Source organism: Parasphingorhabdus halotolerans, assembly GCF_012516475.1.
GTDB classification, from domain to species: Bacteria; Pseudomonadota; Alphaproteobacteria; order Sphingomonadales; family Sphingomonadaceae; genus Parasphingorhabdus; species Parasphingorhabdus halotolerans.
Genome location: NZ_CP051217.1, coordinates 682,924 through 695,154, shown reverse-complemented (window position 1 = coordinate 695,154; position 12,231 = coordinate 682,924). Strand labels below are relative to the sequence as shown.

The following is a 12,231-nucleotide window of genomic DNA, read 5'->3' as shown; positions in this document are numbered from 1 at the left end:
CCTTGCGTTCTTGCGACTCTCCCGTCCCAATTTCAAGAAAATCGACTGATATTTCGTTCTTCGTCAGGCGTTTCTAGGCTAAAGAGTAGCGATGGTTGAACGCAACAAGCCGCTGATAATGACCGCAACTATGGCGGAAGCTGATTTCGCTTGGGCGGATAAACTGCGAAAGCGCTATTTTCCACCGGAGAGGAATATGATTGCAGCACATATCACTTTATTCCATCATTTACCGCCCGGTGCGCATTCAGAGATTAAGTCCAGTATCCTGGAATTGACGCGGAACAACAAGCCACCAGCAGCCTCGCTGCAACGCTTGATCCATTTGGGTTATGGTGTCGCTTATCAAATCCATTCCCCCGAACTACTGGCCATGAGAATGGAGTTGGCGGATCAATTTCACGGACTGTTGACGGTCCAGGATCAACAGACGCCCAGATTGCATGTCACCGTCCAAAACAAGGTGACCGCTAAAGAGTCCAAGCAGCTGTTTGCCGAGCTTTCTGCGGAATTTGAGCCACGGCCTTTCCGGATTAAAGGTCTAGGACTCAGTTATTATATGGATGGCCCTTGGGAAACCATCGGCCAATGGTCTTTCAGAGGTGTTTAAACCAGCCCGACTTCCTTGATCGGAATATCTGTATTTGCCAATTCGACCGTGTTCAAAGCAAGCCCTTCGACGACCGCTTTACGGCCTTGGACGTAGTCTTTCGTCGCGTTGACGCAATCAAGTGCAATGACTTTTCCATCCCGCAAATAGACGATGGAGAAGTGCCGATCATCGGGATTTCCGCGCACGATATATTCGTCATGGCCAGTGGATATGCCCACCGTTTGCAGCTTCAGATCATATTGATTTGACCAGAACCATGGTACTGCGTCATATTCACATTCTTCGCCCATGATGTCCAAGGCAGCGACTTTCGCCTGGTCATTGGCATTTTGTACAGATTCCAGACGAATATGGGCTCCATTTGCATAACGATTGCTGTGGGCTGCGCAGTCTCCAATGGCGTAGATTTTGTTGAGGCTTGTACGGCAATGCTGGTCCACATCAACGCCGTTGCCGGTCGCAGCGCCTGCTGCGACCAATGGCCCGGTTTCGGGTATTATCCCGATCCCGACGATCACCATATCCGCCGGCAATATCCGGCCGTCTGCCAATTTTACGGCTGTTGCCATGCCGTCGTCATTTGTTTCGAAGCCTTCGACTGTCGCCTCCAGTTCAATCGTCACGCCTTGCCGTCGATGTTCGGCTTCGTAAAAGCGCGATAACGTTTCCCCGGCAACGCGGGATAAAACCCGGTCCAGGGATTCTACAACTGTTACCTTTTTTTCCAATTTTGTTAACACTGCCGCTGCTTCAAGGCCAATATAGCCGCCGCCGACAACGACAACATTTTGGGTTGTTGGTAGCGCGGCCATTATCTTATCGACATCGGCTCTGGAACGGACTGCGTGGATGTTGCGCGCCTGACTACCGGCGCAATCCAGCATTCGCGGCGAACCGCCCGTGGCCCAGATGAGCTTCCCGAACTTGACTTCATCGTCATTTGCCAGAGTGACTTTGCGCTCGTCAGGATCAACTTTGGCGACCCGGCAACCCGTTAGTAGATCAATATTACGCTCGCCCCAAAAGCTCTCGGGGCGTAGCATGATCCGTTCAAACTCTTTTTCTCCAGCGAGATACTCCTTAGAGAGCGGGGGTCGCTCGTAAGGAGGGTATTTCTCATTGCCTATCAGCGCAATGCTACCTTCAAATTTCTGCTGACGCAGCGCAATGGCAGCCTGCGCCCCGGCATGGCCGGCACCGACAATCAAAATGTCGTAAAATTCGTTCATATTTCGCCCCTAGTGACCGCAAAGCGGTAAGATCTAGTGCATTAGCGTGGTTGGCGCTTTCTTTGCAAGCTATAGCAGAAAATCGACGGCAACTTGTTGACCATATAAGACGCTGTGACTATAGCGCCGCGATCAAAGGAAGTTTCAAGGCAGCCATGGCTGTTTGACATGTCCGATGGCGGAGTAGCTCAGGTGGTTAGAGCAGTGGAATCATAATCCATGTGTCGGGGGTTCGAGTCCCTCCTCCGCTACCAGAATTTCAGGTAGGTCAGTGACGGTCGGAAGATTGGGAATGATACTTTCTTGGTTTAATAGAATTCTTGGCCGCCAAATTGAGCCTTACCACTTGCCTCAATAGCCACTGCATCCCTATTTGATGAAAAACAGATTCGATAGGAAAGCGCCATGACCGAAACATACCGTACCAAAATGCTTATACTGGGCTCCGGTCCAGCGGGATTATCCGCAGCGATCTATGGTGCGCGGGCTGGTATGGAACCGATTGTTGTGCAGGGGCTTCAACCTGGTGGACAGCTCACTATCACGACAGATGTCGAGAATTATCCAGGTTTTCGTGACGTTGTTCAGGGGCCTTGGCTGATGGAGGAGATGACGGCACAGGCCGAAAGTGTCGGGACCCGGATGATTTTTGATACGATTGTGGATGTCGATCTATCTCAGCGCCCGTTCAAGATGATCGGCGACGGTGGTGATGTTTATTTGGGTGATACGTTGGTCATCGCCACCGGAGCGCAAGCGAAATGGCTTAATGTGCCGGGTGAAGAGGCGTTGAGCGGGAAGGGCGTGTCAGCTTGTGCAACCTGCGATGGTTTTTTCTACCGCGGCAAAAAGGTCGTGGTAATTGGCGGCGGGAATACTGCGGTTGAAGAAGCGCTCTATATGACTAACCACAGCGATGATGTGACGCTTATTCATCGGCGTGATAGCTTGCGATCAGAGAAAATCCTGCAAGACAGGTTGTTTGCGAACCCCAAAATTAGCGTGATGTGGAATAAAACGGTTGAACAGTTTGTCGCAGGCGGTGATCCTAAAGGCCTTGTCGGTGTCGACCTGATAGATACACAAACCGGTGAGAAGAGCCATATCGCGACCAATGGGGCATTTGTGGCGATTGGCCACGCGCCAGCCACCGAGATATTCAAAGAGCATCTGGATTTGATCGATGGTGGTTACATTGAGGTAGAGCCCGGCACGCCGAAAACCAAGATTCCCGGTCTATTTGCGTGTGGTGATGTGATGGATCACGTCTATCGTCAAGCGGTGACGGCAGCGGGGACCGGATGTATGGCAGCTCTCGACGCTGAACGGTTCTTAGCGAAAGAAGAATTTGAACTAATGGCGGCTGAGTAGTTCAGGCGCTTTCCAGAAATTCTAAAATCTCATTTTCCAGCCACTTTCGAGCGAAGTCGTCGGCGAAACTGTGGGATGCGCTTTCCAGTGTGTTTGAAGTTATGTTGGTTTTGGTTTTAACTGCGCGAAAGTCACTGCTGTTCCAGGCGGCCTGAAAGGCAAGGGCGGTGGTGTCGCGCTTGGCGAGCAGGATGCGGCACGGGCGTTCCAATTCCAGAAGAGCATCCCTTAGCTTGATAGAAAGTCCAGTATTTTCTTGTTTCTGAGTTACTTGTTTCAGGCCACCAAGAAACTTTCTGAAGTCGATTTTACCACTTAGGGCATCGATAATAGTGCGCGGGTTTTTGAGCCGGTTCCAGTAACGCGCGCGGATGGCTGATGCGGCAGTTTTTGATGCCGTTTCGCTTGTCGATTCGGAAGTTTCGATAACCCAGGGATTAGCGAGGATAAGGCCATCGAGCCTGGAAAACAGAGCTAGAGACGTTGCTGCGTCACAATTTCCAAATCCGATAATTTTTTTGAGGTTGGGTACCGTTTGCCCAAGATATTGTGTGGCGGCCAGAATATCGGCTCGGGATGTTAAAAACTCTCCATTGTGGCCGCTGCTGTCACCAATTCCCCGGCGATCATATCTAAAAACCGGGAAATCCTTTTGTGATAGAGATTCGGCTAGTCTCGCCATTCCCGCGTGGGCGCCAGCTCTTATCTCATTGCCTCCACTAACAATCAGCAATGCTGTAGTGTGCGACCCGCTATCAAGCGTCCCGTACAGCGCGTCTCCATCACAATTAAATTGATGGAATGAGCGTGTCATGAGTTTATCCAGCTTGCCAGATCATTGGCCATTGCCGTTGATATCAGCTGATCAGCATCAGGCTCTGCACGCAGCCATAAGGCGGAACCAGCGAGTTTCACATCTGCATCCGCGCTGTCGGATTCCAGCCTCACAACACGTGTATTCTCTAGCGTTATAGGTTCAGCTTGATCCAGTTCAGCGAACATGGAAGGTCCAATGATATTGCCAGCGAGATTGAGATTACTGGAAATAGCCTGATCTTGCAGGTCTGTCATTTTTGTGACGTTGCCCGCTTCTTTATCGGATGCAATGCGGGTTCGCATCATCGTCCGCAGCATGGAACGACCTTTGGCAGGTGAAAACCGCCAGCGAGGCAGTTCGCAGTCGAAATCATCGATCAGGCAGCCGCCCCGGAATGATGCGATAGATTTGCAATCAGTGTGTTGACTGATGCACATATTGAGCGCGCTACGCCAAAGGGTTAAATTTGCTTCACCTTGCGGAAACAGGCTTTCGTTGGTGCCCGGGAGATCTGGGAGTATGCTGCCAATGCGGCACTCATCAAGGAGGTGCATCGCATCGACGAGCGCCCGTCGCATGCGGTTCATTTCATCAAATAGCGGCGGCACCAATAAGATTTTGATTTGGTGCTGACTGCCAGAAATCAGGCAAAGTTCATCATATTCATCAAAATGATAGCTCGAAAACTCGAGTTTTCCGTTCACTCAGCCACTTTCATTTCAGTAAAAGCGACAAGATTGCCGAAAGTTTCAAACAGTTCGCCATCAACTTCGTCATCTTCGATCATGATATCCAGTCGGTCTTCCAATTCCGTTAGCAAGGCGGCAACGGCCATGCTGTCAAGTTCGGGCAGGGCTCCAAAGAGCTCGGTTTCAGCAGTAAATTCGGCTACTTGTTCGGCATCTAACCCCAAGATATCCCGCATCACAGCACGAACTGCAGCTTCCGGCGTCAGATCAATATTTTCGGACATTGGCCCCCCGATTCACAAATAACGGCGCATCCCTAGAGGGATCAACGCTTTCCTACAAGGTCTGACGCATATCGTTTTATGATCGGAAGCCAAGAAAATGGATGATTGGGCCAGAAAAGCTCCAGACGATAACGGTCGCGAACTTCTTCCATCCATTCGCGCTTGTAGGAATCGTTGCCGGTGCCAAAATCAATAAGGTTTACTTGGTCGATGTCTATCACATGCTGGAACATGGCAACAGAAAGCAGCGTTCCCGGGGACGATCGTGTAGCATCTTCAACATGCGCAAGTTTATGGATAAGCGCCTCGCCATTTTCAACCGTCCAGAATTGTGCTGCGACCGGAACACCGTCAATATAGGCCAAACCTAAGCGTAAGCACCCTGCTTCCGCTTCTTGCTGTGCCAATATTTTCAGGAAATCAGGATTACCTTCTTCCGGTTTCCAGCTTTTTGAATAAACATCAAGATAATCGTGCCAATGCTCAGCGGAAAAACTGGTTTCAATTCTTATCGAAACCAGATTTTTCTTTGCCTTGCGTCGTACGGTGTTGAGCAGGCGACTGGGCCTTTCAGACCAATACTGGTCAAATGTCCGGCCCTTTACGCGCAATATATGATTATTATCCACTTTGGTTTTAAAGACGATCCAGCCAGCCTGTTCAAACCCGCGTTCAGATAGACTCGCGGCGGCGTCTTCTTCTGAAACCGGTGCAATTTCAATATAGTGCGAATGTGCTTTTAGCGTCTTTGCCAAGCTCGCTAGCAGCGCCAATTTTGTGACTTCATCAAAATCGCCAGTGAATATCGGCCGAAACGTAAAGTTATACCAGTTGGCGAGCGCCGTATGTTTGCCCCAGCCCTTTTTAATCAGAAACATCCAGGCCTGAGCGCCGTTTTCTTCGCTGGATACAATCAGCGGCCGATTGTCCGCGAGACAGACCTTATGCAGTTTATCAACCCATTCGATCCGATCAAAAAGTGACTTTTGAAAGGATCGGCCGAGCTTTTCACCAGCAACCGCTTGCGCTGACTGAAAATTATCGTGATATTCACTGTTCATGGTTAAGGTAGTGCCTGACACTATTTCGTTCTTCTTCCCATAGGTTTTTGCATTTGAACACTCAATCACACAAAACTGCTTTTCCGCTAGACCGACTTGCGCTTGGGAGGAATGCGGATGCTCCCGCTTTGGTCACGCGTTCGGGAACCCTTAGCTACAAGATGTTAAATCATCGTGTGGGAAAGCTTGCCGCTTGGTTAAAATCCCGGAATTTGGAGCAGGGTGCTCGCGTTGCATCATGGCTGCCCAAAACAGAAATGGCTTGTTTGATGCCGCTGGCGTCCGTGCGGGCGGGGTTAGTGCATGTTCCGATCAATCCGGTCTTAAGACCAGCACAAGTGCGGCATATCATCGATGATAGCGGCGCTAAACTGATGGTTACCAATGCTGGCAGATCAAAGACCGTTGAAAACGAACCGATAGAAGGATGTGCGGTCGTTGAAGACAGGTCATTGGATGAGAAGCTTGATCAATCGGGTGAAATTCTGGAAGCGAACAGCCCGTCATGTGATACAGAAAATCTTGCGGCGATTCTATATACCAGCGGTTCAACCGGGCATCCCAAAGGCGTTATGCTTAGCCATGCCAATTTAAGTTTGGGCGCAATAAGCGTTGCGGAATATTTAAAGCTCGCAACTGATGATCGCACTCTATGCGTTTTACCGCTAAGTTTTGATTATGGCCAAAACCAATTGCTTTCAACTTGGTACGCGGGCGGCTGCGCAGTGCCTTTGGATTATCTCACCCCCCGCGATGTTATAAAGGCCTGTGCCCGGGAACGAATCACGACCTTGGCAGCAGTTCCACCACTTTGGGTGCAGTTGGTCGAGCAAGAGTGGCCAAATGATGCGGTTGCAGCGATGCGACGACTAACCAATAGCGGCGGCGCCTTGACACCTACTTTGGTCAAGAAACTGCGCGCGATATTTGGAAGCAAGACTGATATTTTTGCGATGTATGGTCTGACCGAGGCGTTTCGCTCGACCTATCTCGATCCGGCATTGATTGACGATAATCCAACCAGCATGGGCAAAGCGATACCATTTGCCGAAATCATGGTGGTTGGTGACTCTGGCGAAGTTGCGGCAATCGGCCAAGAAGGCGAATTGGTGCATGCCGGACCATTGGTGGCTCAGGGATACTGGCAAGATAAAGAACGGACGGCAGAGCGATTTAAACCCGCGCCAAATGCATCGCAATATGGCGGCCTGGCGGTTTGGTCTGGCGATACTGTCCGCCGGGAAGCCGATGGTTTGCTCTATTTCATTGGTCGCGCTGATAATATGATCAAAAGTTCCGGTAACCGGATCAGCCCGACAGAGATCGAAGAAGCAGCTGTGGAATCCGGGTTGATTGTGGAGGCGGTGGCGCTTGGTGTACCAGATGAGCGACTTGGACATGCGATAAAGCTTTTGGTGAGATCAGATGGGCCTTCTGATGAAGTTGCAAGCCAGCTTGCGACCTATCTAAAACGCAATTTACCGAATTTTATGCACCCTCGCGATATTATCGTGATGAAGGAGTTTCCCAAAAACCCGAACGGGAAGCTGGATAGAAATGCACTGGCAGAGGCTGAAACACTATGAACAAAGTTAAGCCCGTTGGTCCGATACCGGCTGGGTATGACACATTGCACGAAGAATTGGCAATTGGCGGCGCTATGGCCAGCGCGTTGGTGCGTCAACATGGTTCACCGTTGTTTGTCTATTCCAAACAATTGCTTACGCGTCGCATGGCCGACTTGCGGGCAGCGATGCCGGAAAAGCTAAATATTCACTATGCGATGAAGGCCAATCCATTTGGACCAGTGCTCAAACATATGGTTTCACTGGCTGACGGGATTGATATCGCATCGGCGGGAGAGCTTTTGATGGCATTGGCTTCTGGGGCGAAACCCGAGCACATCAGTTTTGCAGGCCCCGGCAAACGCGATGAGGAATTGCTGCGCGCCATAGAAGCGGGTGTGACAATAAATATCGAGTCGCCAACCGAATGTGATCGTGCTTTGTTGATTGGCGCAGGCGCAGGCCAGAATCCTAAGCTGGCTATTCGCGTAAACCCGACCTTCGATCTCAAGGGTTCGGGAATGAAGATGGGTGGTGGTGCCAAGCCTTTTGGAATGGATGTCGAGCTGGTTGCGTCTACGGTCAGGAAAATAATCGAAGCGGGTGCGCACTGGCGGGGATTTCATATTTTTGCTGGCTCCCAAGCCTTGAAGGCTGATGCGATTATAGAAACGCAGACCCAAACCATCGCGCTTGCTGCCCAACTGGCTGATGATATTGGTGCGGCACCAGAGCACGTAAATCTCGGCGGTGGTTTTGGAATCCCTTATTTCCCGGGCGATGAGGCAGTGGATATTGCTAGAGTCGGAGATGCCTTGAAAGCGCAACTGGGTGATTTGCCGATAATTCTTCAAGACACCCAGTTCGCTATCGAGTTGGGTAGATATCTTGTCGGCGAAGCGGGCGTCTATCTCACTCAAATCGTTGACCGCAAACAAAGCTGTGGCGAAACATTCTTGGTAACGGACGGCGGATTGCATCATCAGCTGGCTGCCAGCGGAAATTTCGGAACAGTCGTTCGCCGAAACTATCCAGCTGCAATCGCTACGAAATATAATTTCGAGCCGACTGAGACAGTGTCTATAGTGGGCTGCCTTTGTACACCATTGGACCGTTTATCTGACAATGCTGCCATGCCAAAGGCCAATGTCGGTGATATCGTCGCGATCTTCTGCGCAGGCGCTTATGGCGCGACTGCAAGCCCTGCGAATTTTCTCGGTCAGGGGCCAGCAAAAGAGATACTAATCGATTGACTTCTAACGCGATGTAAAATCCTTCAATGGGTTGATTGTTAATCTGAAATTCAGGTAATCCTAACGCTATCTTCACTATTTTCTAGCATAGCCATCTCGTGACTTTGCGTGATCCGCCCATTTTTTTGACGAAAATTGGCAACTCACATGGGGGCAAAAACGAGGTGATGAAGATGAATTCTGCGTTTAAAAACAAAAGCCTACCGAAACTATTTATCGGCACAGGTCTGGCGTCTCTGACACTGGCAGGTTGTACCGGCGTGTCATCAGGGCCGCAACTACCGCCCGCGTCCTTTGTGTCCATGCAGGAAGGGCCGGGCGATGAATATATCATTGGCCCGCTTGATGAACTGACGATCTTTGTGTGGCGTAACCCGGAGCTGGGCGCAAAGGTTCAAGTCCGTCCGGATGGCCGGATCACAACACCGCTGATTACCGACATGCCAGCTGTAGGCAAAACGCCGGCCATGCTTGCGGAAGATCTGAAACTACAGCTCTCACAATATATCAATGAGCCGCTAGTGTCGGTTATCGTAAATAATTTCTCCGGGACCTTCTCGCAGCAAATCCGTGTTGTTGGTGCGACAGAGAAACCGGCTTCCATCCCTTACCGTGCAAATATGACATTGCTCGATGCGATGATCTCGGTGGGTGGGCTTTCTGAATTTGCTTCGGGCAACAAAGCCCGTTTGATTCGCTCGAACCAAGGCACTGGCGGGCAGATGGAATATGCATTGCGGCTCGGCGATCTGCTGAAACGCGGAGACACCAAAGCCAACGTAATGCTGCGTCCGGGTGATGTGATCATCATTCCTGAGAGCATGTTTTGAACTTTGAACTGATCCATTTTATTTAGGGAACGGCACGACTGATGAACGGCCTTTATGACGAAATTCGAGTAGCAATCCACAGCGTCTGGAACCGGCGCTGGATGGCACTTGCTGTTGCCTGGGGGCTTTGCCTTCTGGGTTGGCTGGTCGTCGCGCTCATTCCCAATGGTTACGAATCAAAGGCTCGCGTTTTTGTGGAAATGCAGTCGATCCTGTCGGACAAAGTAGGTGTTGACGCCCGTGAACGTGCGAAAAATATGGAGCGCGTTCAGGAAACTCTGGCTTCTACGATTAATCTCGAAAAAGTTGTTCGCGGCACTGATCTCAATCTTTCGGTTGCCAGTGATCGGGAACTTGCTGGCAAAGTTGAGATGCTGCGCAAGAATATCGAAATCAAATCCGAGAAAGACAATCTCTTCGAAATAACGGCGACATCGTCGGCTAGCAATTTGTCGGATGCCGAAAACGCAAAGCTGTCTCGTGAGATTGTTCAGAAGATGATCGACATTTTCGTTGAAGAAAATCTCTCTGGTGACCGCGATGAAACAAATTCGACGATTAAATTCCTAGATGCCCAGCTCGCCAGCCGTGAAAAGGATTTGCAGGAAGCGGAACAGAAACGGGTGCAGTTTGAAACCGAAAATCTTGGATTGTTGCCTGGCATAGGTTCGATCAGCCAACGCATGGAAGCATCGCGCGCTGAACTGAGCCAAATCGAATCCCAGCTTGGCCAGGCGTCAAGCTCACTGGCAGCTTTAAATGGACAACTGGCTGGAACGCCATCGACCATTTCTACGCCAGTATTTGGCGGCGGTGGATCCTCTGGCGGCGGTTCTGCTTTATCGCAGGCCCAAGGTGACTTGGCGTCCGCTCGCGCGGCCGGCAAAACCAACCAGCATCCGGATGTTATTGCTATTCAACGCCAGATTGCGGCCATTCGCGCGGCGGGCGGGGGCACCGCATCGGCTAGCGGCCCATCAAGCTACAAGACTCCAAACCCAGCTTATAGTTCGCTGCAGAGCATGCGTGCAGAACGTCAAGCTTCGGTTGCAGCGCTGCAGGCCCGTAAAAGTGCGTTGCAAGCGGATATGGCGCAATTGGCTTCAAAACAATCACTTGAACCAGGTGTTGCTGCCGAGATGTCTCGAATCAACAGGGATTATGAAGTGTTGAAAGAGCAGTATGACAAAATTCTTGCCGACCGCGAGCAAATCAAACTTCGCGGACAAGTCGAATCGCAAACGGATTCGGTAAAATTTAAAGTCATTGATCCGCCATCCAGCCCTCGTACGCCCGCAGCTCCAAATCGGCCGCTGTTGTTAGCGATGGTATTATTTGCCGGACTTGGTGGCGGTGTCGGTACTGCGTTTGCGCTCGGTCAATTGCAAACCAGCTATCCCACAGCAGCCAAGCTCGAAAAAGCGAGCGGCTTGCCGGTGATTGGTTCGGTTTCGACTATTCTCACCAGTGCACAACGTGAATTGCGGAAAAAGAAGATGCGACTGTTTTACAGCGCCGGCTGTGCCTTGGTCGGGGTGTTTGCCCTGTTGATGGTCGTTGAATTTATCCAGCGCGGCATGGTGGCCTGAGGAGACGGAAATGAACAAATATAACCCTCTCAATAAATCAGGATCACTGCTCGAACGTGCAGGCGAAATCTATGATTATGTTCCGGTACGCCGTGATGGTGTAACACCAAATTATGCGCCGGAGATTCTGCCATCGGAATTGCATCAACAACAGATGGTTCCGTTCGCTCGCCGGTCTGCACCAGTATATGATGGCCCGAGGGTCATTGTTGATCGTGACAAATTGCGGGAAGCCGGGTTCATTGTGCCAGACGGACCGGTTACCGGAATTTCGGAAGAATTTCGCATTATTAAGCGTCAGCTGCTGTTATCCGCCAAAGGCAATTCCAAGCGAACGCCGGTGCCGCATGGCGAGCGCATATTGGTTGGCTCGGCGCACCCGAATGAAGGCAAGACTTTCTGTGCCCTCAATCTGGCCCTTTCGATCGCTGCTGAAAAAGATAATGAAGTGCTGCTGGTTGATGCTGATTTTGCCAAGCCAAGTATATTGTCCAGCCTTGGTCTTGAAGGCAGCAAGGGTTTGATGGATGCACTCGCCGATCCGGATTTGCCGGTCGAAGACTGCATAATTCATACTGATATTCCCGGTCTCGCAATCCTGCCAGCGGGCGATCAGACCAATAACGATACCGAATTTCTCGCGTCGTCACGCACCGAGCAAGTGCTCAACCGGTTAACCCAGCATAATCCGACCCGGATCGTTATTTTCGATTCACCACCGGTATTATCTGCTTCTCCGGCTTCTGTTCTTGCGACTCATGTTGGCCAAGTTCTGATGATTGTAAAAGCCGACGAAACCACTGAAACAGCCCTGCGCGATGCGCTGAGCCTGATGGCTGGCTGTGATCACATCCAACTCCTTCTCAATGGCACGAAGTTCTCGCCAACCGGTCGCCGGTTTGGATCTTATTACGGATATGGAGAGTAACC

At 50.8% G+C, this 12,231-nt stretch carries 12 protein-coding genes and 1 tRNA gene; 8 read left to right on the top strand and 5 right to left on the bottom strand.

The window, feature by feature from the left end:
- The first annotated feature begins 130 nt into the window (after nucleotides 1-130).
- A complete protein-coding gene (locus HF685_RS03340; RefSeq protein ID WP_168818298.1) occupies nucleotides 131-610 on the top strand; it encodes a 2'-5' RNA ligase family protein in 480 nt (159 codons plus the stop codon).
- Here the strand turns inward: HF685_RS03340 and HF685_RS03335 are convergent.
- Complete coding sequence (locus tag HF685_RS03335) at nucleotides 607-1,842, bottom strand: NAD(P)/FAD-dependent oxidoreductase (RefSeq protein ID WP_168818297.1); 1,236 nt, start codon at nucleotides 1,840-1,842, stop codon at nucleotides 607-609. The two genes, HF685_RS03340 and HF685_RS03335, sit on opposite strands and share 4 nt — an antisense overlap.
- A 177-nt stretch (nucleotides 1,843-2,019) precedes the next feature.
- Between HF685_RS03335 and HF685_RS03330 the strand changes: the two genes are divergently transcribed.
- Nucleotides 2,020-2,096 (top strand) — tRNA-Met (locus tag HF685_RS03330).
- Between the two features lie 151 nt (nucleotides 2,097-2,247).
- Nucleotides 2,248-3,213 (top strand): thioredoxin-disulfide reductase, encoded by a 966-nt coding sequence (gene trxB / locus HF685_RS03325; RefSeq protein ID WP_168818296.1) that lies wholly within the window; start codon nucleotides 2,248-2,250, stop codon nucleotides 3,211-3,213.
- A 1-nt stretch (nucleotide 3,214) separates the two neighbouring features.
- Here the strand turns inward: trxB and HF685_RS03320 are convergent, their stop codons facing one another.
- Genes HF685_RS03320 through HF685_RS03305 form a run of 4 tightly spaced genes read right to left on the bottom strand, consistent with a single transcriptional unit; the run spans nucleotide 3,215 to nucleotide 6,064 of the window.
- A complete protein-coding gene (locus tag HF685_RS03320; protein WP_168818295.1) occupies nucleotides 3,215-4,027 on the bottom strand; it encodes a hydrolase 1, exosortase A system-associated in 813 nt (270 codons plus the stop codon).
- The gene (locus HF685_RS03315) at nucleotides 4,024-4,734 is read right to left on the bottom strand and encodes an alpha/beta hydrolase family protein (RefSeq protein WP_168818294.1); all 711 of its coding nucleotides are present in this window, start codon (nucleotides 4,732-4,734) and stop codon (nucleotides 4,024-4,026) included. The genes HF685_RS03320 and HF685_RS03315 overlap by 4 nt, the downstream gene beginning before the upstream one ends.
- Nucleotides 4,731-5,003 carry an acyl carrier protein gene (locus HF685_RS03310; protein WP_168818293.1) on the bottom strand — a complete coding sequence of 91 codons (273 nt, stop codon included), beginning with the start codon at nucleotides 5,001-5,003 and terminating at the stop codon, nucleotides 4,731-4,733. Before HF685_RS03310 ends, HF685_RS03315 begins: the two co-directional genes overlap by 4 nt.
- 41 nt (nucleotides 5,004-5,044) lie before the next feature.
- On the bottom strand, nucleotides 5,045-6,064 hold the full coding sequence (locus tag HF685_RS03305) for a GNAT family N-acetyltransferase (RefSeq protein WP_168818292.1): 1,020 nt from the start codon (nucleotides 6,062-6,064) through the stop codon (nucleotides 5,045-5,047).
- 53 nt (nucleotides 6,065-6,117) lie between these two features.
- Between HF685_RS03305 and HF685_RS03300 the strand changes: the two genes are divergently transcribed.
- The 5 genes from HF685_RS03300 (at nucleotide 6,118) to HF685_RS03280 (ending at nucleotide 12,229) form a co-directional block, all read left to right on the top strand.
- The gene (locus HF685_RS03300) at nucleotides 6,118-7,650 is read left to right on the top strand and encodes an acyl-CoA ligase (AMP-forming), exosortase A system-associated (protein ID WP_168818291.1); all 1,533 of its coding nucleotides are present in this window, start codon (nucleotides 6,118-6,120) and stop codon (nucleotides 7,648-7,650) included.
- On the top strand, nucleotides 7,647-8,882 hold the full coding sequence (locus HF685_RS03295) for a pyridoxal-dependent decarboxylase, exosortase A system-associated (protein WP_168818290.1): 1,236 nt from the start codon (nucleotides 7,647-7,649) through the stop codon (nucleotides 8,880-8,882). Before HF685_RS03300 ends, HF685_RS03295 begins: the two co-directional genes overlap by 4 nt.
- A gap of 173 nt (nucleotides 8,883-9,055) precedes the next feature.
- Nucleotides 9,056-9,712 (top strand): XrtA/PEP-CTERM system exopolysaccharide export protein, encoded by a 657-nt coding sequence (locus HF685_RS03290; protein ID WP_168821166.1) that lies wholly within the window; start codon nucleotides 9,056-9,058, stop codon nucleotides 9,710-9,712.
- A gap of 41 nt (nucleotides 9,713-9,753) precedes the next feature.
- The gene (locus HF685_RS03285; protein ID WP_168818289.1) at nucleotides 9,754-11,301 is read left to right on the top strand and encodes an XrtA system polysaccharide chain length determinant; all 1,548 of its coding nucleotides are present in this window, start codon (nucleotides 9,754-9,756) and stop codon (nucleotides 11,299-11,301) included.
- A 10-nt stretch (nucleotides 11,302-11,311) separates the two neighbouring features.
- The gene (locus HF685_RS03280; protein WP_168818288.1) at nucleotides 11,312-12,229 is read left to right on the top strand and encodes an AAA family ATPase; all 918 of its coding nucleotides are present in this window, start codon (nucleotides 11,312-11,314) and stop codon (nucleotides 12,227-12,229) included.
- Nucleotides 12,230-12,231: the final 2 nt, after the last annotated feature.

Excerpts from the sequence above, each read along its gene's own strand:
- HF685_RS03340 (WP_168818298.1), top strand. The coding sequence starts at position 131 with ATGGCGGAAGCTGATTTCGCTTGGGCGGATAAACTGCGAAAGCGCTAT.
- HF685_RS03335 (WP_168818297.1), bottom strand. The coding sequence starts at position 1,842 with ATGAACGAATTTTACGACATTTTGATTGTCGGTGCCGGCCATGCCGGG.
- trxB (WP_168818296.1), top strand. The coding sequence starts at position 2,248 with ATGACCGAAACATACCGTACCAAAATGCTTATACTGGGCTCCGGTCCA.
- HF685_RS03320 (WP_168818295.1), bottom strand. The coding sequence starts at position 4,027 with ATGACACGCTCATTCCATCAATTTAATTGTGATGGAGACGCGCTGTAC.
- HF685_RS03310 (WP_168818293.1), bottom strand. The coding sequence starts at position 5,003 with ATGTCCGAAAATATTGATCTGACGCCGGAAGCTGCAGTTCGTGCTGTG.
- HF685_RS03305 (WP_168818292.1), bottom strand. The coding sequence starts at position 6,064 with ATGAACAGTGAATATCACGATAATTTTCAGTCAGCGCAAGCGGTTGCT.
- HF685_RS03295 (WP_168818290.1), top strand. The coding sequence starts at position 7,647 with ATGAACAAAGTTAAGCCCGTTGGTCCGATACCGGCTGGGTATGACACA.
- HF685_RS03290 (WP_168821166.1), top strand. The coding sequence starts at position 9,056 with ATGAATTCTGCGTTTAAAAACAAAAGCCTACCGAAACTATTTATCGGC.
- HF685_RS03285 (WP_168818289.1), top strand. The coding sequence starts at position 9,754 with ATGAACGGCCTTTATGACGAAATTCGAGTAGCAATCCACAGCGTCTGG.
- HF685_RS03280 (WP_168818288.1), top strand. The coding sequence starts at position 11,312 with ATGAACAAATATAACCCTCTCAATAAATCAGGATCACTGCTCGAACGT.